The 22,824-nt window shown below is 72.9% G+C and carries 20 protein-coding genes and 1 pseudogene; 12 read left to right on the top strand and 9 right to left on the bottom strand.

Going from position 1 to position 22,824, the window contains the following annotated elements; genetic code table 11:
• Positions 1-10 precede the first annotated feature (10 nt).
• The 5 genes from ACFZCY_RS30790 (at position 11) to ACFZCY_RS30810 (ending at position 7,214) form a co-directional block, all read left to right on the top strand.
• Positions 11-2,836, top strand: coding sequence for a penicillin acylase family protein (locus ACFZCY_RS30790; RefSeq protein WP_391180448.1), 2,826 nt, complete (start codon positions 11-13; stop codon positions 2,834-2,836).
• Positions 2,837-3,000: 164 nt separating this feature from the next.
• On the top strand, positions 3,001-4,053 hold the full coding sequence (locus tag ACFZCY_RS30795) for a LysR family transcriptional regulator (RefSeq protein WP_391180450.1): 1,053 nt from the start codon (positions 3,001-3,003) through the stop codon (positions 4,051-4,053).
• Between the two features lie 132 nt (positions 4,054-4,185).
• Entirely contained in the window at positions 4,186-4,962 is a 777-nt protein-coding gene (locus tag ACFZCY_RS30800) for an SDR family NAD(P)-dependent oxidoreductase (protein WP_391180454.1), read from the top strand.
• Positions 4,959-6,602: an AMP-binding protein gene (locus ACFZCY_RS30805; protein ID WP_391180457.1), complete on the top strand. Its 1,644-nt coding sequence runs from the start codon at positions 4,959-4,961 to the stop codon at positions 6,600-6,602. Before ACFZCY_RS30800 ends, ACFZCY_RS30805 begins: the two co-directional genes overlap by 4 nt.
• 18 nt (positions 6,603-6,620) lie before the next feature.
• The gene (locus ACFZCY_RS30810; RefSeq protein ID WP_391180460.1) at positions 6,621-7,214 is read left to right on the top strand and encodes a TetR family transcriptional regulator; all 594 of its coding nucleotides are present in this window, start codon (positions 6,621-6,623) and stop codon (positions 7,212-7,214) included.
• Between the two features lie 57 nt (positions 7,215-7,271).
• Here the strand turns inward: ACFZCY_RS30810 and ACFZCY_RS30815 are convergent, their stop codons facing one another.
• The 3 genes and pseudogenes from ACFZCY_RS30815 to ACFZCY_RS30825 form a co-directional block, all read right to left on the bottom strand.
• Complete coding sequence (locus tag ACFZCY_RS30815; RefSeq protein ID WP_391180462.1) at positions 7,272-8,486, bottom strand: acyl-CoA dehydrogenase family protein; 1,215 nt, start codon at positions 8,484-8,486, stop codon at positions 7,272-7,274.
• 8 nt (positions 8,487-8,494) lie between these two features.
• Positions 8,495-9,517 carry a phosphotransferase gene (locus ACFZCY_RS30820; RefSeq protein ID WP_391180464.1) on the bottom strand — a complete coding sequence of 341 codons (1,023 nt, stop codon included), beginning with the start codon at positions 9,515-9,517 and terminating at the stop codon, positions 8,495-8,497.
• A gap of 38 nt (positions 9,518-9,555) precedes the next feature.
• Positions 9,556-10,002, bottom strand: a pseudogene (locus ACFZCY_RS30825) (winged helix-turn-helix transcriptional regulator).
• Between the two features lie 134 nt (positions 10,003-10,136).
• On the opposite strand from ACFZCY_RS30825, the gene ACFZCY_RS30830 reads away from it, so the two are divergent.
• A complete protein-coding gene (locus tag ACFZCY_RS30830; protein ID WP_391180466.1) occupies positions 10,137-10,802 on the top strand; it encodes an NAD(P)-binding domain-containing protein in 666 nt (221 codons plus the stop codon).
• A 101-nt stretch (positions 10,803-10,903) separates the two neighbouring features.
• Positions 10,904-11,836 (top strand): zinc-binding dehydrogenase, encoded by a 933-nt coding sequence (locus ACFZCY_RS30835; RefSeq protein ID WP_391180469.1) that lies wholly within the window; start codon positions 10,904-10,906, stop codon positions 11,834-11,836.
• Here ACFZCY_RS30835 and ACFZCY_RS30840 read toward each other — a convergent pair.
• Genes ACFZCY_RS30840 through ACFZCY_RS30855 form a run of 4 tightly spaced genes read right to left on the bottom strand, consistent with a single transcriptional unit; the run spans position 11,833 to position 13,943 of the window.
• Positions 11,833-12,153 (bottom strand): DUF202 domain-containing protein, encoded by a 321-nt coding sequence (locus ACFZCY_RS30840; protein ID WP_391180472.1) that lies wholly within the window; start codon positions 12,151-12,153, stop codon positions 11,833-11,835. The genes ACFZCY_RS30835 and ACFZCY_RS30840 overlap by 4 nt on opposite strands.
• Complete coding sequence (locus ACFZCY_RS30845) at positions 12,141-12,521, bottom strand: DUF202 domain-containing protein (protein ID WP_391180779.1); 381 nt, start codon at positions 12,519-12,521, stop codon at positions 12,141-12,143. The genes ACFZCY_RS30840 and ACFZCY_RS30845 overlap by 13 nt, the downstream gene beginning before the upstream one ends.
• Positions 12,522-12,544: 23 nt before the next feature.
• On the bottom strand, positions 12,545-13,081 hold the full coding sequence (locus tag ACFZCY_RS30850) for an NUDIX domain-containing protein (RefSeq protein ID WP_391180475.1): 537 nt from the start codon (positions 13,079-13,081) through the stop codon (positions 12,545-12,547).
• A gap of 28 nt (positions 13,082-13,109) precedes the next feature.
• Positions 13,110-13,943 carry a hypothetical protein gene (locus tag ACFZCY_RS30855; RefSeq protein ID WP_391180478.1) on the bottom strand — a complete coding sequence of 278 codons (834 nt, stop codon included), beginning with the start codon at positions 13,941-13,943 and terminating at the stop codon, positions 13,110-13,112.
• A 215-nt stretch (positions 13,944-14,158) separates the two neighbouring features.
• Here ACFZCY_RS30855 and ACFZCY_RS30860 point away from each other — a divergent pair, with 215 nt between their 5' ends.
• From ACFZCY_RS30860 to ACFZCY_RS30875, 4 genes are all read left to right on the top strand, one after another.
• Positions 14,159-15,814, top strand: a complete 1,656-nt coding sequence (locus tag ACFZCY_RS30860; protein ID WP_391180480.1) for an FAD-binding dehydrogenase — start codon at positions 14,159-14,161, stop codon at positions 15,812-15,814.
• Positions 15,815-15,912: 98 nt separating this feature from the next.
• Positions 15,913-16,641 (top strand): molybdopterin-dependent oxidoreductase, encoded by a 729-nt coding sequence (locus tag ACFZCY_RS30865; RefSeq protein ID WP_391180483.1) that lies wholly within the window; start codon positions 15,913-15,915, stop codon positions 16,639-16,641.
• Entirely contained in the window at positions 16,625-17,344 is a 720-nt protein-coding gene (locus tag ACFZCY_RS30870; protein WP_391180487.1) for a cytochrome b/b6 domain-containing protein, read from the top strand. The genes ACFZCY_RS30865 and ACFZCY_RS30870 overlap by 17 nt, the downstream gene beginning before the upstream one ends.
• A gap of 31 nt (positions 17,345-17,375) precedes the next feature.
• The gene (locus ACFZCY_RS30875) at positions 17,376-18,419 is read left to right on the top strand and encodes a glycoside hydrolase family 6 protein (protein ID WP_391180489.1); all 1,044 of its coding nucleotides are present in this window, start codon (positions 17,376-17,378) and stop codon (positions 18,417-18,419) included.
• Positions 18,420-18,438: 19 nt separating this feature from the next.
• Here the strand turns inward: ACFZCY_RS30875 and ACFZCY_RS30880 are convergent, their stop codons facing one another.
• Positions 18,439-20,346 (bottom strand): glycosyltransferase family 2 protein, encoded by a 1,908-nt coding sequence (locus tag ACFZCY_RS30880; RefSeq protein WP_391180491.1) that lies wholly within the window; start codon positions 20,344-20,346, stop codon positions 18,439-18,441.
• A gap of 338 nt (positions 20,347-20,684) precedes the next feature.
• On the opposite strand from ACFZCY_RS30880, the gene ACFZCY_RS30885 reads away from it, so the two are divergent.
• On the top strand, positions 20,685-21,884 hold the full coding sequence (locus ACFZCY_RS30885; RefSeq protein ID WP_391180494.1) for a glycosyltransferase: 1,200 nt from the start codon (positions 20,685-20,687) through the stop codon (positions 21,882-21,884).
• Here the strand turns inward: ACFZCY_RS30885 and ACFZCY_RS30890 are convergent.
• The gene (locus ACFZCY_RS30890) at positions 21,835-22,785 is read right to left on the bottom strand and encodes a cupin domain-containing protein (RefSeq protein ID WP_391180497.1); all 951 of its coding nucleotides are present in this window, start codon (positions 22,783-22,785) and stop codon (positions 21,835-21,837) included. The two genes, ACFZCY_RS30885 and ACFZCY_RS30890, sit on opposite strands and share 50 nt — an antisense overlap.
• Between the last annotated feature and the right edge of the window lie 39 nt (positions 22,786-22,824).

A 22,824-nucleotide genomic window follows, 5' to 3' on the forward strand; every position in this document is an offset into this window, starting at 1 on the left:
AGGAGCGGATATGCGTTTCAGAACCGGCAAGCTCACCCGTGTCGCCGTGGCCGCGGCCGCGGTATTGGCGCTCGGCGCCACGTTCGCGGCCCCGCTGCCGCAAGAGGCCCAGGCGGCGCCCGCCGCGCAAGCCCCCACCGACTACTGCGGGGGGCAGTGTTCCGACATCCTGCCGCCCGGCGCGACCGGCAACGCGACACTGGCCGACATCCTCGCCAACCGGGTGTTCGGCACCCACCCCGCGCACAGCGCCGACCAGCTCGGCCCGTACGCCGACCTGGCCCAGGGCTATCCGACGCTCACCGACGACAAGCTGAACACCTTCTTCAACGACTCGTCGTTCGGCGTCCCGGCGGACCAGGTCGAGTCGGTCACCAAGCCCCGCGACGACGTCACGATCACCCGGGACAAGAAGACCGGCGTCCCGCACATCCAGGGCACCACCCGCGAGGGCACCGAATTCGGCGCCGGATACGCCGCCGGCCAGGACCGGCTGTGGCTGATGGACCTGTTCCGGCACGTGGGGCGCGGCGAGCTGACCTCGTTCGCCGGTGGCGCGCCCGCCAACCAGGGCCTGGAGCAGGACTTCTTCCGCCAGGCGCCGTACACCGAGGCGGACTATCAGGCGCAGATCGACTACATCCTGGCCACCGGCGGCGAGCGCGGGAAGCAGGCGCTGGCCGACGCCCAGGCGTACGTCGACGGGATCAACGCCTACGCCAAGAAGGCGAAGGACGCCCGCAACTTCCCCGGCGAGTACGTGCTCACCGGGCACATCGACGCGATCACCAACGCCGGTGAGATCCAGCCGTTCAAGCTCACCGACCTGATAGCCCTGGCCTCCGTCGTCGGCGCGCTCTTCGGCAACGGCGGCGGCGGCGAGGTGGAGGGCGCGCTGTCGATGCTCGCCGCCCAGCAGAAATACGGCCTCGAGGAGGGCACCAAGGTCTGGGAGTCCTTCCGGCAGCGCAACGATCCGGAGGCCGTGCTGACCGTCCACGACGGCAAGAGCTTCCCGTACGCGGACAAGCCCGCTACGCCTAAGGGCACCGCGATGCCCGACCCGGGCTCCGTCACCCCCGAACAGCTCGTGTACGACCGCGAGGGCAGCGCCACCCCGGCCAAGGCCGGGGACCGCACCACGGTCAAGGCGCCCGCCAAGCTCGACAAGCTGCGCGGCATCTACGACGACGGGGTGCTGCCCCGCGATCTGTTCAGCCGCAAGAAGGGCATGTCCAACGCGCTCGTGGTCTCCGGCAAGTACACCGCCGGCGGCCACCCCGTCGCCGTCTTCGGGCCGCAGACCGGCTACTTCGCCCCGCAGCTGCTGATGCTCCAGGAGATCCAGGGCCCCGGCATCAGCGCCCGCGGCGCGTCCTTCGCGGGCGTCGGGATGTACGTCCAGCTCGGGCGCGGCCAGGACTACGCGTGGAGCGCCACCACCTCCGCGCAGGACGTCACCGACACCTACGCGGTCGAGCTGTGCTCACCGGACGGCTCCACGCCGGGCAAGGACGCGACGTACTACCGCTACCACGGCGACTGCCTGCCCATGGACAAGCTGGAGCGGCGCAACGCCTGGAAGCCCACCGTCGCCGACTCCACCGCCGCGGGCTCCTACCGGATGCAGGTCTACCGGACCAAGTACGGCCTCGTCACCCATCGCGCCACGGTCGGCGGCAAACCCGTCGCCTACACCTCGCTGCGCGCCACCTACCGCCACGAGGCCGACTCGATCGTCGGCTTCCAGATGTTCAACGACCCGGGCTACGTGACCGACGCGAAATCCTTCCAGAGCGCCGCCCAGCACATCAACTACACCTTCAACTGGTTCTACGCCGACTCCCGGCAGGCCGCCTACTTCAACAGCGGGCTCAACATGCGGCGCGCCGACGGCGTCGACCCGTCGCTGCCCGTCAAGGCCGAGAAGGCGTACGAATGGCGGGACTTCGACCCGGCGGACAACACCGCCGCGTACACCCCGGCCGCCGAACACCCCCAGTCCATCGACCAGGACTACTACATCAGCTGGAACAACAAGCTCGCCAAGGACTACGGCGCGGCGGGCTTCGGTGACGGCTCCGTGCACCGCGGCAACCTCCTCGACGACCGGGTGCGCGCCCTGGTCAAGAAGGGCGGGGTGACCCGCGCCGCGCTCGCCCGGGCGATGGGCGAGGCCGCCGTCACCGACCTGCGCGGCGAGGACGTGCTGCCCGAGCTGCTGAAGGTGCTGCGCAGCAAGCCGATCGACGACCCGGCGCTCACCACCGCCGTGCAGCGGCTGGAGTCCTGGCAGGCGGCCGGTTCACAGCGCCGCGAGACGAGCGCGGGCTCGCACACCTACGGCCACGCCGACGCGGTGCGCATCATGGACGCCTGGTGGCCGCTGCTGGTCGAGGCCGAGTTCAAGCCCGGCCTCGGCGGCGAGCTGTACGACGCGCTGCGCACCAATCTGAGCGTGGACGAATCGCCCTCGGCGGGCCACGGGCCGACAGGTTCGCACGCCGGATCGTCCTTCCAGTACGGCTGGTGGTCCTACGTCGACAAGGATCTGCGCGCGGTCCTCGGTGAGGACGTCAAGGGGCCGCTCGCCAAGCCGTACTGCGGCGGCGGCGACCTGAGCGCCTGCCGTGACGTCCTGCTCGCCAGCCTCAAGCAGGCCGCCGCCAAGTCCGCCGCCGAGGTCTACCCCGGCGACGACAACTGCGCGGTGGGCGACCAGTGGTGCGCCGACTCCATCATCCAGCGCACCGTCGGCGGACTCACCCACGACAAGATCAGCTGGCAGAACCGTCCCACCTTCCAGCAAGTGGTGGAGTTCGCCCGCCACCGCTGAACGCCTGCCCCGGTCATTTCTGAAGTTCTCGTGCTTCTCGCGGTTTCCCTCGTGAATTCCGGAATATCCCTGCCAGGTCCGGACCAGGAATAGCGCCGAAGACGCTGCACTATGCTTCGAAACGTCAGGACGCGTTTTCTTGTACGGGGGAGCAGAAGACCGGAATGTCCTCAAGCGATCGGTGGCAGTACCCCGCGGCGCTGCTGGACACCACAATGGATCAACTCCGCACACTGCTCGCGGTCCATGAGACCGGTACGGCGCTGGGCGCCGCCCGGCTCCTGGGCCGCGAGCAGTCCAGCGTTCAGAAACAGCTCGACACGATGAACCGGAACTTCGGCACCCTGTGCGGAGAACCGCTCGTCCTCAAACGGGGCCGCAGCCGGAATGTGCTCTTCACCGCCACCGGCGAGAGCCTCGCCGAACTCGCCCGCGGCACGCTGAACGGATGGCAGGACGAACTGCGCGACTGCCGCCGCCGGCTCGGCGGCCGGCTGGCCGTCGGCTCCACCCGCTACACCCTCGGCTTTCTGCTGAACGCCGTGGAACTGGTCACCGCGGACTTCGGGAGCCGCGGCGTCGAGCTGAAGGTCGAGCACGTCCGCACCAGGGACCTGCTCGACCGGCTCGGCTCCAAGGAACTCGACCTGGTCTGCGGCAGCGTGCTGGCCACCGGAAGCGAGAACCGCGGGCTGGAGGACTTCGAGGTGATGGAGTGGCGGCGCAGCGGCCTGTCCCTGGTCACCAACCTCGGCGCCGGTGAACTGCCGGACCCCGCCGTCGCGGTGAGCGCCCTGCCCGGGGTGCCGCTCGCGGTCTCCGCCGACGGCCTCATCCCCGGCTTCCTGCGCGGCTGGTTCGGCGGCCGCTACCGCCAGGAGCTGCACATCGCGGCCGAGATCGACACCGTGCAGTACGGCCTCGAACTGCTCTCCTCGGGCGTGCTGCGCGGCGGGGTGCTCGTCACCCAGGGGATCGGCGACGCGGTGGCCGACGGACGGCTGCGGACCGGTGCCGGGCTGCGCACGCTGGAACTGGCCGATGACATCGCGCCGGAGCTGGAGGTGCTCGTCGGGGTCTTCGTACGGGCCGGGGAGCGCGCCGCGCAGGACGATCACCATCCGCTCAACGTGCTGTGGGACGCCCTGGCGGGGGAGAACGCCCGCTGGCGCCGGGTCATCGGAGACCAGCGCCCCCGGAGCCCGCGCGACCGGTGAGCCGCCCCCCGATCGTCATCCACCGGTCGGCCGATCGCCCTCTTCCGTTCCACATACCGACTGGTTAGTCTGCCGGTGCGGCCGGGCCGATCCGGGCCGACGGCCGCGCCGCACCCGAGGAGCGTCTCAATCGTGGAAACCGTGCGTGGAGCGCGAGTTGTCGTCACCGGGGCGGGAGGCGGCATCGGCGCCGCCCTGGCCCGCCGCTTCGCCGCCGAGGGCGCCCAGGTCGTCGTCAACGACCTCGATGCGGCCGGGGCGGAGGCCGTCGCCGCCGAGATCGGCGGCACCGCCGTCCCCGGTGACGCCTCCGGCGTGGTGCCCGCCGCCCGGGACGCGCTCGGCGGCACCGTCGACATCTTCTGCGCCAACGCGGGCGTCGGCCACGGCGGCGGCCCGGAGGCCGACGAGGAGCTGTGGGCCGAGTCCTGGGACGTCAACGTGATGGCCCATGTCCGGGCCGCCCGCGCGCTGCTGCCCGACTGGCTGGAGCGCGGGGAGGGGCGCTTCGTGTCCACCGTGTCCGCGGCCGGGATGCTCACCATGGTCGGCTCGGCGCCGTACAGCGTCTCCAAGCACGCGGCGCTCGCCTTCGCCGAATGGCTCTCGGCCACCTACCGCCACCGGGGTGTCCAGGTGCACGCCGTCTGCCCGCAGGGCGTGCGCACCAACATGCTGGGGGATTCCGGAAGCGCCGGAGACCTGGTGCTCGTGCCCACCGCGATCGAACCGGAGGAGGTCGCGGACGCCACCCTCAAGGGCATCGCCGAGAACCGGTTCCTGATCCTGCCGCACCCCGAGGTGGCCGGCTACTACGCCACCCGCGCCGCCGACACCGATCGGTGGCTGCGGAGCATGAACCGCGTCCAGCGCACCCTGGAAGAGACCGAAGAGAGGCCGCCCCGATGACGTCGTACCAGGACCAGCCGTGGCTCGCCCAGCTCACCGAGAAGCAGCGCCGGCCGATCACCCCGCGCCCCAGCGTGCTGCACGCCTTCCGGGAGGCCGTGCGCGACGCCCCGGACCACCCCGCGATCGCCTACTTCGACGGCCGGATCACCTACCGGGAGCTGGACGAGCTGTCGGACGGGCTCGCGGGCCACCTCGCCGGGCGCGGCTTCGCCCCCGGCGACCGGCTCGCGATCATGCTGCAGAACACCCCGCACTTCGTGATCGCGCTGCTCGGCGCGTGGAAGGCGGGCGCGGCCGTGGTCCCCGTCAACCCCATGTACAAGGGCGGCGAACTCACCCACATCCTGACCGACGCCGAGGTCACCGCGCTGGTGTGCGCCCGCACCGGCTGGGAGGCGTACATACGGGAGACGGCCGCGGGCACCCCGGTGCGCATCGCGCTCACCGCCGACGCGTACGACTTCCAGACCCGCAACGACGAGCGGGTGCTGCGCGACGAGCGCGTCCCGGTGCCCGAGGACACCGAGGACCTCCTGGTGGCCGCCCGCGCCGGGGCCCGGCCGCCCGCCGTCCCCGAGCCCGCCCCCGGCGACATCGCGCTGATCAGCTACACGTCCGGGACCAGCGGCACCCCCAAGGGCGCCATCAACACCCATGTCAACGTCTCCTACAACGCCGACCGGCAGCACCTCCTCCACGAGCTGCCCCCGGGCTCGGTGATCTTCGCGCTGGCGCCGCTGTTCCACATCACCGGCATGGTCTGCGAGCTGGGCGCGAGCCTCGCCGGGGCCGGGACGCTCGCGCTGGCGTACCGCTTCGAGACCGGGGTCGTCCTGGACGCGTTCGCCGAGCACCGCCCCGCGTACACCGTGGGCCCCTCCACCGCCTTCATGGCGCTGATGGCCCATCCGCAGGCGACCCGCGACCACTTCTCGTCCTTCCGGATCATCTCCTCCGGCGGTGCCCCGCTGCCGCCCGCGCTGGTCGACCGGTTCGAATCGGCCCTCGGCCCGTATCTGCACAACGGCTACGGACTCACCGAGTGCACCGCCCCCTGCGCCAGCGTCCCGCCCGGCGTACGGGCCCCCGTCGACCCGCTCTCCGGCACCCTGGCGGTCGGCGTGCCCGGCGCGGACACCGTCGTACGGATCGCCGGTGACGACGGCAAGGACCTGCCGTTCGGCGAGCCCGGCGAGATCGTGGTGAGCGGCCCCATGGTCGTCCCCGGCTACTGGCGCCGCCCCGACGCCACCGAGGCCGGTATGCCCGGCGGCGAACTGCGCACCGGGGACATCGGCTTCATGGACGAGGGCGGCTGGCTGTATGTCGTCGACCGCAAGAAGGACATGATCAACGCCTCCGGGTTCAAGGTGTGGCCGCGCGAGGTCGAGGACGTGCTCTACACTCACCCCGCCGTCCGTGAGGCGGCCGTCGTCGGTAAGCCGCACCCCTACCGGGGCGAAACGGTCAAGGCGTATGTGAGTCTGCGGCCGGGGGCCGAGGCCACGTCGGACGAGCTGGCCGCGTACTGCGCGGACCGGCTCGCCGCGTACAAGTACCCGCGGGAGGTCGACATCCTGCCCGAGCTCCCGAAGACGACCAGTGGCAAGATCCTCCGACGAGAACTGCGAGGATGAGAGAAGCGGGTGGCGACCATGGCCAGAACGACGAACGGCGACGGACAGCCGGTGCCGCGGCGGCTGCTGGCCGCCGCGACCCGCCTCTTCGCGGAGCGCGGGTTCGACCGGACGTCCGTCCAGGAGATCGTCGAGGCGGCGGGGGTCACCAAGGGAGCCCTGTACCACTACTTCGGCTCCAAGGACGATCTGCTCCATGAGATCTACGGCCGGGTGCTCCGCCTCCAGCAGGAACGGCTCGACGCCTTCGCGGACGCGGACGCTCCCGTGGAGCGGCGGCTGCGGGACGCGGCGGCCGACGTCGTCGTGACCACCATCGAGAACCTCGACGACACCACGATCTTCTTCCGGTCGATGCACCATCTGAGCCCGGAGAAGTACAAGCAGGTACGGGCCGAGCGGCGCCGCTACCACGAGCGGTTCCGCGCGCTCGTCGAGGAGGGCCAGCGGACCGGGGTGTTCAGCGCCGACACCCCGGCGGACCTGGTGGTCGACTACCACTTCGGCTCCGTGCACCACCTGGGCACCTGGTACCGCCCCGGCGGCCCCCTCGGCCCCCAGCAGGTGGCCGACCACCTGGCCGACCTCCTGCTGCGCGCGCTGCGGCCGTAAGGAGACGCAGCGGAGGGGCGCCCACACCGTGGGCGCCCCCTCCGCTCGGCGCCGCCGCTACAGGTACCGCTTCAACTCCCGCCGCGCCAGCGACCGCTGATGCACCTCATCCGGACCGTCGGCCAACCGCAGCGTACGGGCGGCCGCCCACAGTTCCGCCAGCGGGAAGTCCTGGCTGACCCCGCCCGCGCCGTGCAACTGCACCGCCTGGTCCAGGATCCCCACCACCGTCCGCGGTGTGGCGATCTTGATGGCCTGGATCTCGGTGTGCGCCTCCCGGTTGCCCACCGTGTCCATCATCCAGGCCGTCTTGAGGACCAGCAGCCGCAGCTGCTCGACCGCCACCCGGGCGTCCGCGATCCACTCGTGGACCTGGCCCTGCTGGGCGAGCGCCTTGCCGAAGGCCTGCCGGTCCACCGCGCGGCGGCACATCAGCTCGATCGCCCGCTCGGCCATGCCGATCAGCCGCATGCAGTGGTGGATACGGCCGGGGCCCAGCCGGGCCTGGGCGATGGCGAAGCCGCCGCCCTCCTCGCCGATGAGGTTCGCGGCCGGGACCCGGGCCCCGTGGAAGACGACCTCGGCGTGGCCGCCGTGGTAGTGGTCCTCGTAGCCGTACACCTGCATCGCCCGCCGCACCTCGACCCCGGGCGTATCGCGCGGCACCAGCACCATCGACTGCTGGCGGCGCACATCCGCGCCCTCCGGGTCGGTCTTGCCCATCACGATGAAGATCTTGCAGTCGGGGTTCATCGCCCCGGAGATGTACCACTTGCGCCCGGTGACGACGTAGTCGTCGCCGTCCCGCTCGATCCGGGTCTCGATGTTGGTGGCGTCGGAGGAGGCCACCTCCGGCTCGGTCATCGCGAAGGCCGACCGGATCTCGCCCGCGAGCAGCGGCTCCAGCCACTGCTTGCGCTGCTGCTCGTTGCCGAACTGGGTGAGCACCTCCATGTTGCCGGTGTCCGGCGCGGCGCAGTTGAGGGCGGTGGGGGCGAGCTGGGGGCTGCGGCCGGTGATCTCGGCGAGCGGGGCGTACTGGAGGTTGGTCAGCCCGGCCCCGTACTCGGCGTCGGGCAGGAACAGGTTCCACAGCCCCTGCTTGCGGGCCTCGGCCTTCAGCTCCGTCACGACGGCCGGGGTCTCCCAGGGCGAGCCGAGCAGGGCGCGCTGCTCGCCCGCGATCGCCTCGGCCGGGTAGACGTGCTCGTCCATGAAGGTCAGGAGCTTGGCGCGGAGTTCTTCGGTGCGGGCGTCGAATGCGAAGTCCATGAGGTGTCTCAGTTCTCCTGGAGGGTGGTGAGGCCGTTGTGGATGAAGCCCGGGACGATGGCGCCGATGCGGTCGAAGCCCGTGCCCAGGGTCTGTCCGAGGGTGAAGCGGTAGTGGATGCCCTCCAAGATCACCGCGAGCTTGAAGTAGGCGAAAGCGGTGTACCAGGCGATGCCGCCGACGTCCCGGCCCGAACCCTCGGCGTACCGCTGGACCAGCTCGTCCGTCCCCGGGTGCCCGGGGGCGCCCTGGGTGGAGGAGATGGGCGCGTCGTCCAGCGTGGGGTGCTCGCTGTACATCACGATCAGGCCGAGGTCGGTCAGCGGATCGCCGAGCGTGGACATCTCCCAGTCGAGGATCGCCTTGATCCGGTCGTCGGCGCCCACCAGGACGTTGTCCAGGCGGTAGTCGCCGTGCACCACGGTGGGCGCGGGGGAGGCTGGCAGCGCCTTGGCGAGCCGGGTGTGCAGCTCGTCGATGCCGGGCAGTTCGCGGCTGCGCGAGGCCTGCAGCTGCTTGCCCCAGCGCCGCAGCTGCCGCTCCAGGAAGCCCTCCGGCCGCCCGAAGTCGCCGAGCCCGACCTCGGCGGGATCCACGGAGTGCAGCGCGACGAGCGTGTCCACCAGGGACAGCACCACGCCCCGGGTGCGCTCCGGACCGATCGCGGCCAGCTGCTCGGCCGTACGGTACGGAGTGCCCTCCACGAAATCCATGACGTAGAACGGCGCCCCGGCCACCGCCTCGTCCTCGCACAGCAGCACCGGCTCCGGCACCGGCACGCTGGTCGGATACAGCGCGCTGATGACCCGGTGCTCGCGCCGCATGTCATGGGCGGTGGCCAGCACATGCCCCAGCGGCGGGCGACGGACCACCCAGCGGGAGGCGCCGTCGGTGACGGCGTAGGTGAGATTCGACCGGCCGCCCTCGATCAGCTCCGCGCTCAGCGGGCCGCCCACCAGCCCCGGCCGCTCGCGGTCGAGATGGGCGCGGAGCCGCGTCAGATCGAGTCCCGGCGGATTGCCTGCGTTCATCGAATCTCTTCTTCCCTGGGAGGCGGGCGGCGTACGGTTCACTCCATGTCCACCTCATGATGCCGACCAGTCGGTATGTAGTCCAGTGTGCGGCCGTCACCGGTTCCCTCCCGCCGCCGCTCGGCGCGCTCCTGGGCCGCCGCGACCGCGTCGCCGTGCTCGATGCCCCAGGAGCCCAGCGCCTCGACGGGGCCCAGCAGGGTGTGGCCGAGCGGCGTCAGCGCGTACTCGACGCGCGGCGGCGCCTCCGCGTACCGGTGCCGTTCCACCAGCCCGTCGTCCTCCAGGCGGCGCAGCGTCTCGTTGAGCACCTTGGCGCTGATGCCGCCGATCGCCGCGCGCAGCTCACCGGGGCGGCGCGGCCCCTAGCGCAGCCCGAAGATCACCACGGCGGTCCAGGTCCGGGTCAGCAGATCGAAGCCGATCCGGGCCCGGCAGTCGGCGATGAACCGACCGGTGGGCGAAGGGTGCGGGGTCGTCGTCACTCATGCCTCCTGGGGCTGACGTACGGGCCGTCCTAGCGCATCCGTTGGGCACCACGGGGTGCGCAACGGACTTCCTAGTGTCCTGTCCGGAGCGGGCGGCACCAGCCGCTCGCGAGCGATGAGGAGGCCGCACGATGCGGATCGGAGTGCTGGGCACGGGAACCATGGCCGAGGGGCTGGCGGGGCAGTGGGCGCGGGCGGGCCACACGGTGTTCATCGGCGGCCGCACGCCCGCCAACGCGCGGGCCCTGGCGGAGCGGATCCGCCACGGGGCACGGGCCGGATCGCTGCGCGAGGCCGCCGGGTTCGGGGAGGTGACGCTGCTCGCGGTCGCGTACGAAGGGGTGTCGGCCACCCTGGAGGCGGCGGGCGCGGGGGAGGGGACGCTGAGCGGCCGGGCGCTGATCGACTGCACCAACGCGATCGTCCCCGGCCGGTTCGTCCTCGCCACCGGCGGCGGCCCGGGGGTGGCCGAGCGGATCGCCGCACAGGCGGTCGGGGCGCGGGTGGTGAAGGGGTTCAACCTGTGCGCGGACTCGGTGTGGCGGATGACCCCGCCGGTCTTCGCGGACGGCCCCCTCGCGGTGCCGCTGTGCGGGGACGACGAGGGCGCGCTGGAGGCCGTACGGACCCTCGTGCGCGACATGGGCTGCGTACCGCTGGACGGCGGCGGCCTGGAGCGGGCCCGGCACCTGGAGGCGACGGCCGCGTTCCTGCTCGGCTTCTGGTTCGCCGGGGCGGAGCCGCGGGCCGCGCTGCCCCCGGCGGCGGCCCAGGTCCCGTACCGCGTTCGGGCCTGAACCCGCGCGGGCTGGATTTGCGGTGCCGGTTCCCGAGCAGGAGCGTCGGTAGGGGGAAAGCGCCCGGCGATCGATACCAGGAACCGCAAGGAGCAGCCACCATGAAGGCCATCAGCTACCGCCGCTACGGCGGCCCCGAGGTCCTCGAATTCGGCGAGGTCCGGGACCCCAAGGTCGGGCCCGACTCGGTGCTGATCCGGGTCAGGGCCGCCGCCGTGAACCCCGTCGACTGGAAGGCGCAGGCCGGATATCTCGACCCCGTCCTGGACGCCGTCTTCCCGGTCATCCCGGGCTGGGACGTCGCCGGGGTGGTGGAGCAGACCGGACCGGCGGTGACCGGGTTCCGGGCCGGGGACGAGGTGATCGGGTACGTGCGCGAGGACTTCCTGTCCCGCGGCACCTGCGCCGAGTACGTGGCCGCGCCCCTGCGCACGATCGCCCGCAAGCCGCGGAACCTCACCTTCGAGCAGGCCGCGGGCATTCCGCTGGCGGGGCTGACGGCCTACCAGTCGCTGGTCGGCGCGCTGCGGGTCGGCGAGGGCGACACGGTGCTGGTGCACGCGGCCGCCGGGGGCGTCGGCTCGATGGCGGTGCAGCTGGCCCGGCATCTGGGCGCCCGCGTCATCGGGACCGCCGGTGAGCACAACCACGAGTATCTGCGGGCGCTGGGCGCCGAGCCGACCGTGTACGGGGAGGGGCTCGCCGAGCGGGTGCGGGAGCTCGCCCCCGACGGGGTGCAGGCCGCGTTCGACCTGGTCGGCGGCGACGCCCTCACCGCCTCCACCGAGGTGCTGGCCCCCGGCGGCCGGCTGGCGTCCATCGCCGATCCGGCGGTCCTCGGCGCCGGCGGCAGCTATGTCTTCGTCCGCCCCGACCCCGACGACCTCCAGGACCTGACCGACCTCGCCGAACGCGGCGCGCTGGGGGTCGAGGTGTCGGCGACGTACCCGCTGGAGCGGACGGCGGAGGCGCAGCAGCGCAGCGCGGAGGGCCACACCCGCGGCAAGATCGTCATCACGGTCGATCAGCCCTAGTGCAGCATCGCCGCACCGCACACCGCCGCGCCCATCACGCAGACCACCGCGGCCGCCGCGGCGCGCGGGGTCAGAAGCGGCGGGCGCGGGGCGTGCAGATGGCGGACGCGGCGGTGGGCCACGGCCAGGAAGGCCAGCCAGGACAGGACGACCAGCGACAGGGCGAGGGCCGAGAGCGTGCCCGGCCCCGCGTGCAGGGTCTGCCGCCCGGCGAGCGAGGCGGCCACGGCGCAGGCCAGCGTCGTACGCCGCCACGCCAGCCGGGTGCGCTCCGGCTGCAGCCCGGGGTCCCGCGCCGGTTCGGTCACCCGCCCCACCCCACGGCGACGACGATCACCATCAGCAGCGCGACCACCCCGACGGCGAGCCCCAGCGTCACCGGGAAGCGCGACACCGGCAGGTCCTCGCCGCGCCGCATGGCCCGCTCGCAGCGGATCCAGTGGTTGATGGCGCGCAGGGCGCACACCGCGCCGCCCGCGAGCAGGACGAGCGCGAGCGCCAGCCGGAGCGGGCGGCCGGTGTCCGGCAGGAACTGGTCGACCGCGAAACCGCCGCCCACCAGGGCCATCGCGGTGCGCAGCCAGGCCAGGAAGGTGCGCTCGTTGGCGAGCGAGAAGCGGTAGTCGGGGGTGTCGCCCTCCTCGCGGAGCCGTTCGGGCGCGAACCACAGCCGGACGCTCGCCATGGCGGCCCCGACTCTGCCTCCGGTCACGGGGTGGGCCTCTCGCGGCGCCATTCCAGGAGCCGCTGGTACGCCTCCGCGCCGTCCGGCACCCACTCCCACTCGGTGAGCCGCCGCTCCAGCTCCTCGTCGGTGAGGAAGGTGTGCCAGGCGATCTCGTCGGCCTGCGGTGCGACGGGAAGGTCGCAGCGGACCTCGTAGACCCGGGACCACCAGGTGTGCTCGGGGGTGTCGTAGAGGAAGGAGAACAGCGGTACGGGCGCGGGGAGCCCCTGGACGCCCAGCTCCTCCTCCGCCTCCCGCAGCGCCGCCTCGTCGTAGCTCTCGCCCGCCGCGACGACCCCGCCGACGAACATGTCGTACAGCGAGGGGAAGACCAGCTTCCGGTCGGTGCGGCGGTGGACGAAGACGCGGCCCTCGGGGTCGCGCGCGAGGACGAAGACGCATCGGTGGCGCAGCCGGTGGGCGGTGGCGTCACCGCGACGGGCCTGGCTTATCACCCGGTCCCGCTCGTCCACGATGTCCAGCAGTTCGTCGGCGGAAAGCGGCTCCTGATCAGGCATGTGGCCATACAAGCAGATGGCGCCCGGGTCAGCGCGAGGGGCCACCGCCGTGGGGGCCGCCCTGCCCGCCGCCGTACGGGCCGGAGCCGGAGCCCTGGCCGTAGGGCCCCTGCCCCTGGCCGTACGGACCGGAGCCGCCGCCCGGGTAGCCGCCGTTCCCCTGGCCGTTCCCCCAGCCTCCCTGGCCCTGGCCCTGACCCTGACCGCCTTGTCCCTGACCGCCTTGTCCCTGACCGCCTTGTCCCTGACCGCCTTGTCCCTGGCCGCCCTGGCCCTGGCCGTCGGCCTGCCGCCGGGCCTGCTCACCGGCCCACTGCCGCCAGGCCTCGGCCCGCTCCCGCCACTGCTCGGCCGCCTCGGACCAGGCGGGCTCGGTGCGCTGGCCGGAGGACGGGGTGCGGGGCTCGGCGGCGGGGGCGGCCGGGGCCCGCGTCGCCGGCTCGGCGGCGGGCGCGGGGGCCGCGGGCTCGGTGGTGCGCGAACCGCGCAGCGGCTTGTCGCCGACGGCCGACCCGGCGACCGCGGCGGACTTCGGCTCGGGCTCGTCGGGGGCGGTGGGCGAGGCCTCGGGCCCCGGGGCGGCCTGCGCCTGGCGCGCGTCCTTGCCCATGAGCATGAACAGCGCGGTGGCGGCGCCGGTGGCCGACAGCAGGATCGCCCCGGCGGCCGCCTTGCGCCGCGGGTCGATGCGGCGACGGCGGGCGTGCCGGGGGCCGATGATCTCGCCCTGGAGGATGTGCGGGGTGACGGGGGAGTCACCGGCCTCGATGGGCTGGGGACCGGGGGTGACAAGTGTCGGATTCACGATGCGCTTGTCCGCCTGGTACGGCGGCCCGGGTTGCTCAACGGAGCGGTCAGCCATGGTCGTTGATGATGCCGGTTTGGCTGAACCCTGTCCAATAGGGGTGAGGGATTGTTCCGTTTTGCTGCACAAGAGAGCTATAGCCTGGGAGTGACGGTGTCCGGAAAGCGCTCTCACCCCTGGCTCCCGGACCAGTTGACGCCGTACTGACCGGTAGGCAGGATCGCATCCGACGACTCCGTCGACCGGCTGACGAGGACGGGATACCACCAACCATGGCGTACGACGCGGACGTGATCGTGGTCGGAGCGGGCCTGGCGGGCCTCGCGGCCACCGCCGAGCTGGCCGACGCGGGCCGCAAGGTCATCCTGCTCGACCAGGAGCCCGAGCAGTCGCTCGGCGGCCAGGCCCACTGGTCCTTCGGCGGTCTCTTCCTCGTCGACTCCCCCGAGCAGCGCCGGCTGCGCGTCCGCGACAGCCGCGAACTCGCCTGGCAGGACTGGCTCGGCACGGCCGGTTTCGACCGCGAGGAGGACCACTGGCCGCGCCGCTGGGCCGAGGCGTACGTGGACTTCGCGGCGGGCGAGAAGCGGTCCTGGCTGCACGCCCAGGGGCTGCGGCTGTTCCCCCTCGTCGGCTGGGCCGAGCGCGGCGGCTACGACGCGACCGGGCACGGCAACTCCGTACCCCGCTTCCACATCACCTGGGGCACCGGCCCCGGCGTCGTCGCCCCCTTCGAGCGCCGGGTGCGCGCCGCGGCCGCCCGCGGCCTGGTCGACCTGCGCTTCCGGCACCGGGTCACCGGGCTCTCGCGGAGCGCGGGCGCCGTCGACACCGTCACCGGCGAGGTGCTGGAGCCGAGCCGCGCCGAGCGGGGCACGGCCAGCAGCCGCGAGGTGACCGGCTCCTTCGAGCTGCGCGCCCAGGCCGTGATCATCACCTCCGGCGGCATCGGCGGCAATCACGACCTCGTCCGCGCCAACTGGCCCGAGCGGCTGGGCTCCCCGCCCGAGCGGATGATCTCCGGCGTCCCCGCGCATGTGGACGGCAAGATGCTCGGCGTCGCGGAGGCGGCGGGCGGCCGCCTCATCAACCGCGACCGGATGTGGCACTACACCGAGGGCATCGAGAACTGGAACCCGATCTGGCCCCGGCACGGCATCCGCATCCTGCCCGGTCCCTCCTCGCTCTGGTTCGACGCCCGCGGCAGGCGGCTCCCGGTCCCGCTCTTCCCCGGCTTCGACACCCTCGGCACCCTCGAACACATCATGCGGACCGGATACGACTACACCTGGTTCGTCCTCACCCGGAAGATCATCGAGAAGGAGTTCGCGCTCTCCGGCTCCGAGCAGAACCCGGACCTGACGGGCAAGAGCGTCCGCGACGTGCTCGGGCGCGGGCGGGCCGGGGCGCCGGGCCCGGTCCAGGCGTTCATGGACCACGGCGCGGACTTCATCGTCGAGCGCTCGCTGCCCGCCCTCGTACGGCGGATGAACGAACTGACCGAGGACCCGCTCATCGACGAGGCCGAGCTGCGCCGCGAGATCGTCGCCCGGGACCGCGAGATCGCCAACCCCTACACCAAGGACCTCCAGGTCACCGCCCTGCGCGGGACCCGTAAGTACATCGCCGACCGCCTCATCCGCACCGCCGCCCCGCACCGCATCCTCGACCCCAAGGCGGGCCCGCTGATCGCCGTGCGGCTGAACATCCTCACCCGCAAGACCCTGGGCGGCCTGGAGACGGATCTGTCGTCGCGGGTGCTGACCGACGGCGGGGAGCCGCTGCCGGGCGTCTACGCGGCGGGCGAGGCGGCGGGCTTCGGCGGCGGGGGCGTGCACGGCTATCGGTCCCTGGAGGGCACCTTCCTGGGCGGCTGCCTCTTCTCGGGGCGGACGGCGGGGCGTGCCGCGGCCAAGGCGGTGTCGTAAGCACCCCGCACACCGCGCCGGGCGTTCAGATCTGACGGAAGTCTGACGAAAACCCACAGACGATGGCGCGCCACGCCGCCCGGTGGTGTCATCAGGGCATGGACGCAACCCCCGGCGACGACGAGCGCGGCACACCCGTCGGCCGCCGCATCCTGCTCGGCATGCTCGGCCTCGGCGCCGCCGGTATGGCCGTCGCTCCCTGGGCGCAGCGCGGGCTGGAGAACACCCTCGGCGCGGTGTCCGGCAAGGACCCCACCGGGGTGACCGGGCTGCTGCCCAACGGCGGCGGGTTCCGGTACTACTCCGTGACGTCCTCCGTCCCGCACAAGGACGCCACGAGCTACCGCCTCACCGTGGGCGGCCTCGTCGACAAGCCCGCCGACTACCGGCTCGCCGAGCTGCGCGCGCTCCCGCAGGCCCGGCTCGTCCGGGACGTCCAGTGCGTCACCGGTTGGCGGGTGCCGAGGACGCCGTTCGAGGGGGTGCGGCTGTCGACGCTGCTGGACGCCGCCGGGGTGAGCCCGCGCGCCAGGGCGGTCCGGTTCACCTGCTTCGACGGCGCGTACTCCGAGAGCCTCACCCTCGACCAGGCGCGCCGCCCGGACGTCCTGGTGGCGCTGCGGATGCGGGACGAGCCGCTGGGCCACGCGCACGGCGGCCCGGTCCGGCTCTATGTCGCGCCCATGTACTTCTACAAGTCGGCGAAGTGGCTCTCCGGCATCACCGTCACCGACGAGGTGCGCCCCGGCTACTGGGAGGACCGGGGGTACGACGTGGACGCCTGGGTCGGCAGATCGAACGGACGCGATGATGACCCCACTGCCTGAGACCCCACTGCCCGAGACCGCCGCGGCCCCGGCCGCCACCGCGCGCCGGGTGCGCCGCTTCACGCCCGCCGAGCGCTGGATCCACCGCACCACGGCCGCGCTCCTGGGGGCGTGCGTGGTCAGCGCGGCCTGTCTGTACGTACCCGCCCTCGCCGAACTCGTCGGCCGCCGCGCGCTGGTGGTCATCGTCCACGAGTGGACCGGCGTCCTGACGCCCGTCCCGGCCCTGCTCGGTCTCGCCTCCCGCGCCTTCCGGGCCGACCTGGGCCGCCTCAACCGCTTCGGACCGCACGACCGCCGCTGGCTGCGGGCCGCGCTGCGCCGCGACCACAGCAGGGCGGAGCGCCCGGCGGGCAAGTTCAACGCGGGCCAGAAGGTGTACGCCGCCTGGACCGCGGGCGCGGTGCTGGTGATGGCGGCCACCGGATCGCTGATGTGGTTCACCGGACTGGCCCCGCTCATGTGGCGTACCAGCGCCACGTTCGTCCACGACTGGCTGGCGCTGGCCGTCGGCATCGTGGTGATCGGGCACATCGGGAAGGCGCTCGCCGATCCGGAGGCGCGGCGCGGGATGCGCACCGGCCGGGTCGACCCGCGGTGGGCCGCCCGCGAGCATCCGCTGTGGCGTACGGAGGACCCGCGTACGCAGGACGACGGCCACGACAGCGACCGGAACGGCGACAACGAACGCGACGTCCGCTGAACCGGCGGCACCCGGTGCCATGATGCCTCGCATGCGCGAGAGATATCCAGGTAAGTCTGTTATGCGTCGATTGCTGACGGTCGCCGCATGCGGTGCCGTGGCCATGGCACCGCTGAGCGGATGCCAGCTGTCCGACCCTCCGCCGCGGCGGAGCGGGCTCTGGGTGAACCCGAACGGCCCGGCCGCCCGGCACGTCCGTGCGCGGGAGGAAGAGGGGAAGAACGGAGCGAAGAGCAACGACGCCGAGCTGATCCGGCGGATCGCACAGCAGCCGGTCGCCGAATGGCTCGGCCCGCAGCCCCCTCGCGAACGGGTGCGCTTCATCACCGAGTCCGCGGCCCGGACCGGCACCACCCCGGTGCTGGTTGCCTACAACATCCCGTACCGGGACTGCGGCGGGCACTCGGCGGGCGGCGCGGCGAACGGCGCGGCCTACCGCAGGTGGATCGAGCAGATCGCCCTCGGCATCGGCGACCGCAAGGCGATCGTCGTGCTGGAGCCCGACGCGGTGGCGCAGGTCGTCGACCGCTGTGTGCCCCGCCGCGTGGTCGGCCCCCGGCTGGCGCTGCTGCGCGACGCGGTCGCCGCGTTCGCCGCGCTGCCCCGCGTACGCGTGTACCTGGACGCCGGGAACGCGGGCTGGATCACGAACCCCGCCCGGCTGATGGTGCCGCTGCTCAAGAGCGGCATCGAGCAGGCGGACGGCTTCTCCCTGAACGTCGCCAACTTCCAGCGCACCGGCCGCACCAAGGCTTACGGCCACCGGCTGTCCCGCGCGGTCGGCGGAGCGCACTTCGTCATCGACACCAGCCGCAACGGCAACGGCCCGCTGCGGCGCGGCGGCGCGGCCCGGCACGAGCCCCGGACGGAGAAGGCCTGGTGCAACCCGCCGGGGCGGGCGCTGGGCCATCCGCCGAGCACCCGCACCGGGGACCGGCTGGTGGACGCGTACCTGTGGATCAAGCGGCCCGGCGAATCCGACGGGACGTGCAACGGCGGGCCCCCGGCGGGCCGCTGGTGGCCCGAGTACGCGCTCGGCCTGGCCCGGAACGCCGACGGCCCGGGCCGCCACTGAGGCGCGCCGCTTGGCGGTATCACAGGGCGCACACCGCGTCCGGGTCCGTGGCCGGGGCGCACGGGCCCGGGCTGTCCGCACGCGCGGTCGGTACGGCCGGCGCCGTCACGCGGCGCCGGCCCCGCACCACCCCGCCGTACCAGATGACCACCGGCGCCAGGCACAGCGCGAGCGCCAGGACGGCCCACGCCCGCATCGCCGCATGCGTGTGCCCCAGGAAGAACGAGGCCGCGAGCGAGGCGCCGAAGAGCCCGCCCCACAGCAGATGGATACGGAACGTGGAGAGCCGGTCCGGGCTGGACGAGTCGCCCTTGGGCGTGACCACGAACCGGCTCCTGCGCCGCAGCGCCGCGTCGAACAGCGACTTGACGTAGATCGGCGCGGACAGGGCCGAGAGCAGCATTCCGGCGAGCCCGCCCGACCCCTCGGGCTCATGCGGGGAGACGTTGTGGCGGCGGTTCCAGATGTACAGCCCGATCTGCAGCATGGCGGCGTCGCTGTAGAGCATCATCCACAGCTCGGCCGGGATGTCGATCCCGGCCGCGCCCAGCATCAGGAACAGCGTGCAGGACAGCGCCGAGAGCACCCAGTTGACCGCCGTCATCGGGTAGTACGTGATCAGCAGCGTGTAGTTGAGCAGCTTCCCCGGGGACAGCGTGAACGGGGCCTTCCAGAACTGCTTGAGCACCGTCTCGTAGGTGCCCCGGCTCCACCGCATCTGCTGGGTGAAGAAGTCCGTCCAGGAGCTGGGGCCCTCACCGACCGCCAGCACGTCCGGGGTGTAGACCGAGCGCCACTTCTTGCCGGTGGCCGGGTTGCGGTGGCGGTGCAGCTCGAAGCCGGTGGCCATGTCCTCGGTGATCGAGTCGTACAGCCCGCCGATGGAGCGCAGCGCGCTGATCCGCACCGCGTTGTTGGTGCCCACGAACATCGGGCTGCCATACGCGTTCCCGGCCCGCTGGATCAGCGCGTGGAACAGGAACTGCTGGCTTTCGGCGGCCTTGGTGACGGCGGTGTCGTAGTTTCCGTACACCTGCGGGCCCACCACGAAGGACACGTCCGGATCGCGGAAGTAACCGAGCATGCGCTCCAGGAAGTTGGGCAGCGGCACATGGTCGGTGTCCACGCACGCCATGAATGCGTAATCGTCGCCGTGCGCGTCCAGCCAGGCGTTGTAATTCCCGTGCTTCGTCCTCGCCCGGAAAGCGCCCTTCGGCTGGTTCCACTTCTCGATTCCCTTGCGGGAGAAGTGGTGTACGCCGAGCCGCGCGCACAGCTCCTTGACCTCCGCGTCGTCCCCCTCGTCCAGCAGCCAGACGTCCAGCGTCCCCTGGTGCCGGATGCGCACCGCGCCCTCCAGCGTGGCCCGGACCATCGCGATCGGCTCCTTGCCGGGCACGAAACTGGTCAGGAACGCCACCCGGGTGCCGGGCTCGGCGGTCACCGGCACCGGGTCCCGGGCCACCAGCGTCGCGTGCGCGTTGGAGACGACCGTGACCAGCCGGAACGTCTCGATCAGCGCGATCGAGACCAGCATCGCGACATCCGCCGCGGTCTCCCACGCCGTCACATAGGGGCGAGCCGCCCAGTGGTCCGGCCGCAGCAGCCAGAGCAGCAGCAGCGCCGAGCACACCGGCGCCCCGCACAGCAGCAGCGCCGCCCGGAACCGGTGCGGCTCCTGCGCCAGCAGGCTGCGGCTGTGCACCCGGTACGGGCGGCCGGCGGGCGGCTCGGTCAGCGGGCCCGCCAGTTCGCTGTACCGCTTGTACTCGTACACCGCGGCCGGGCGGGAGTGCGCGGCATCCGGGGCGGGGCGCGCGTGCGGGGGTGCGGCGGCGCGCCCGGGCACGTGCCCGGCGGCGGGGGCGACTCCACGGCGCGCGTCTCGTGCGTTTCTCGAATCTCTGACGGGGGTCTGTGCAGACATGGGCACTCCCGCGGGCTGTCTGGAACCGGGTTCATTCGAAAACCGGCTGACTTGGAACCGGATGTCGCGCCGCGATGACCCGAACGGACCACATTCGTCATGTCATCGCGCGAGATGAGAAGGTAACAATCGGATGAGGCGGTATCGCGTACATCGGATTTTCGGCGCGCCCCTGGTGGGCCGGGTGGTGACGGGCCGCGAAAGAGCCACCCTGACGGCCCATCAATGCGCGTCTTACGTGATTTACATCCCGCCCTCTGGCAAGGTCGGAGATCGCGTGAAAAACGCGCAACCACGAATCCACGGCTGCACGACGGAGGATGGGGCGGGGTCGCCCGATGAGAGTTCTGCACATCATCTCCCGCCTCGGTGCGGGCGGCGCCGAGCAGCAACTACGGCTGCTGCTGCGCCATGTGCCGGTGCGCTGCGACGTGGTCGCCCTCACCGCACCGGGCAGAACCGCTCACGGCATCCGCGCCGACGGCATCCCGGTCACCCATCTGCCCCTGGACGGCCGCGCGGGCGAGCTGCGGGCGCTGCCCGCCCTGGTGCGCACGATCCGCTCCGGCGGCTACGACCTGGTGCACACCCACCTCTACCGGGCCTGTGTCTACGGCCGGATCGCCGCCCGGCTGGCGGGCGTACGGGCCGTGATCGCCACCGAACACGCCCTGGGCGAGCGCAGCGTCGACGGCCACCCCCTGAGCCCCGCCGTCCGCGCCCGCTATCTGGCCGCCGAACGGCTGGGCTCGGCGACCGTCGCCGTCTCTGCCGCCGTCGCCGACCGGCTGCGCGACTGGGGCGTGCCCAACCACCGCATCCATCTGGTGCCCAACGCCATCGACGCCCGCCACTTCCGCTTCACCCCCGCCGCCCGCGCCACCGCCCGCGCCCGCCTGGCCATCCCCGAACGGGCCTTCGTCGTCGGCGCGGTCGGGCGGCTGGTGGCGGCCAAGCGGTTCGAGGTGGCGGTGCGGGCCGTGGCCGCCGTACCCGGCGCCCGGCTGCTGCTGGTCGGCGAGGGGCCCGAGCGCGCCGCCCTGGAGGACCTGGCCACCCGGCTCGGCGCGGCCGACCGGATCCGGCTGCTGGGGGAGCGGGACGGGGCCGTGGCCCCGTCCGACGACCGGCCCGCCGGGCTGCCGGGGCTGCTGGCCGCCATGGACGTGCTGGTCGCGCCATCCGCCGAGGAGGCGTTCGGGCTCGCGGCCCTGGAAGCCCTCGCGGCCGGACTGCCGGTGCTCCACACCGGCTGCCCGGCCCTCGACGAACTCCCCGCGGGCGCCGCCCCCGCCGCCCGCCGCATCGCCCCCGGCCCGGCCGCCCTCACCGACGCGCTGCGCCACCGGCTGGCCGCGGGCCCCCGGCGGTACCCGGTGCCGGACGCGGTCGAGCGGTACGACATCGCCCGCGGCGTCCGCCGCCTCATGGACCTCTACGACCGCACCACCACCTGCGGCCCGGACGCCTGCCTGCGCGTCCCGCCGGTCAGCCTGCGGACGGCGCGGCGCGGCGAGCGCGGTGCTCCCGCGGGCTGACGCCGCGTACCCGCTTGAACGCCGCGGACAGCGCGAAGGCGCTGCCGTACCCCACCCGCCGGGCCACCGCCGCCAGCGTCGCGTCCGGCTCGCGCAGCAGATCGGCCGCGAGCGCCAGCCGCCAGCCGGTCAGATACGCCATCGGCGGCTCGCCCACCAGTGCGGTGAAGCGCCGGGCCAGCGCCGCCCGCGAGACGCCCGCCTCCGCGGCCAGCCCCGCCACCGTCCACGGATGCGCCGGATGGTTCTGCAGCAGCCGCAGCGCCCGGCCCACCACCGGATCGCCCAGCGCCCGGTACCAGGCCGGGGCCCGCGCCTCCGGCCGGGAGAACCAGGCCCGCAGCACGGCGATCAGCAGCAGGTCCAGCAACCGGTCCAGCACCGCCGACTGCCCCGCCTCGTCCTTCACGATCTCCTCGCCGAGCCAGGGCATCAGCGGGCAGTCCCACACCTCCCCGGTCAGCACCAGCAGCGGCGGCAGCGCGTCCAGCAGCCGCCCGCTGATCTCCCCGTCCAGCAGATAGGTCCCGATGAGCATCGTCGTCGAGCCGTCCGCGCGGTTGCCCCAGGTGCGCACCCCCAGCGCCATCGCCTCGGCCAGATCCCGGCCGTCCGCCGTCCGGCACTCCTCGCCCGGCAGGATCCACGCCTGGGGCGGGGTGTCCGGGGAGTCCGCCACCGTGTACGGATCCGGGCCGCGCACCACCGCCACGTCCCCCGGGCGCAGCAGCCGCGGTTCACCGGCGCCGGGCACCACCCACGCCTCGCCGCGCGCCATCGTCATCACACACAGCGGGGCCCGGTCCTCGATCCGCACCGACCACGGCGGCTCCATCACGGCCCGGAGCAGAAACGCCTCCCGGGCCCGCGGCCCGTCCAGCAGGTTCGCCAGCGCGTCCATGCCGCACATCGTAGACGCGCGCGTATGCGAACGAGCCGA

The sequence above is a fragment of the Streptomyces sp. NPDC007983 genome, assembly GCF_042958345.1.
Taxonomy (GTDB): domain Bacteria; phylum Actinomycetota; class Actinomycetes; order Streptomycetales; family Streptomycetaceae; genus Streptomyces.

Coding starts and splice junctions, on each gene's coding strand:
- ACFZCY_RS30790 (WP_391180448.1), top strand. CDS start 11: ATGCGTTTCAGAACCGGCAAGCTCACCCGTGTCGCCGTGGCCGCGGCC.
- ACFZCY_RS30795 (WP_391180450.1), top strand. CDS start 3,001: ATGTCCTCAAGCGATCGGTGGCAGTACCCCGCGGCGCTGCTGGACACC.
- ACFZCY_RS30805 (WP_391180457.1), top strand. CDS start 4,959: ATGACGTCGTACCAGGACCAGCCGTGGCTCGCCCAGCTCACCGAGAAG.
- ACFZCY_RS30810 (WP_391180460.1), top strand. CDS start 6,621: ATGGCCAGAACGACGAACGGCGACGGACAGCCGGTGCCGCGGCGGCTG.
- ACFZCY_RS30815 (WP_391180462.1), bottom strand. CDS start 8,486: ATGGACTTCGCATTCGACGCCCGCACCGAAGAACTCCGCGCCAAGCTC.
- ACFZCY_RS30820 (WP_391180464.1), bottom strand. CDS start 9,517: ATGAACGCAGGCAATCCGCCGGGACTCGATCTGACGCGGCTCCGCGCC.
- ACFZCY_RS30830 (WP_391180466.1), top strand. CDS start 10,137: ATGCGGATCGGAGTGCTGGGCACGGGAACCATGGCCGAGGGGCTGGCG.
- ACFZCY_RS30835 (WP_391180469.1), top strand. CDS start 10,904: ATGAAGGCCATCAGCTACCGCCGCTACGGCGGCCCCGAGGTCCTCGAA.
- ACFZCY_RS30845 (WP_391180779.1), bottom strand. CDS start 12,521: ATGGCGAGCGTCCGGCTGTGGTTCGCGCCCGAACGGCTCCGCGAGGAG.
- ACFZCY_RS30850 (WP_391180475.1), bottom strand. CDS start 13,081: ATGCCTGATCAGGAGCCGCTTTCCGCCGACGAACTGCTGGACATCGTG.
- ACFZCY_RS30855 (WP_391180478.1), bottom strand. CDS start 13,943: ATGGCTGACCGCTCCGTTGAGCAACCCGGGCCGCCGTACCAGGCGGAC.
- ACFZCY_RS30860 (WP_391180480.1), top strand. CDS start 14,159: ATGGCGTACGACGCGGACGTGATCGTGGTCGGAGCGGGCCTGGCGGGC.
- ACFZCY_RS30865 (WP_391180483.1), top strand. CDS start 15,913: ATGGACGCAACCCCCGGCGACGACGAGCGCGGCACACCCGTCGGCCGC.
- ACFZCY_RS30870 (WP_391180487.1), top strand. CDS start 16,625: ATGACCCCACTGCCTGAGACCCCACTGCCCGAGACCGCCGCGGCCCCG.
- ACFZCY_RS30875 (WP_391180489.1), top strand. CDS start 17,376: ATGCGCGAGAGATATCCAGGTAAGTCTGTTATGCGTCGATTGCTGACG.
- ACFZCY_RS30880 (WP_391180491.1), bottom strand. CDS start 20,346: ATGTCTGCACAGACCCCCGTCAGAGATTCGAGAAACGCACGAGACGCG.
- ACFZCY_RS30885 (WP_391180494.1), top strand. CDS start 20,685: ATGAGAGTTCTGCACATCATCTCCCGCCTCGGTGCGGGCGGCGCCGAG.
- ACFZCY_RS30890 (WP_391180497.1), bottom strand. CDS start 22,785: ATGGACGCGCTGGCGAACCTGCTGGACGGGCCGCGGGCCCGGGAGGCG.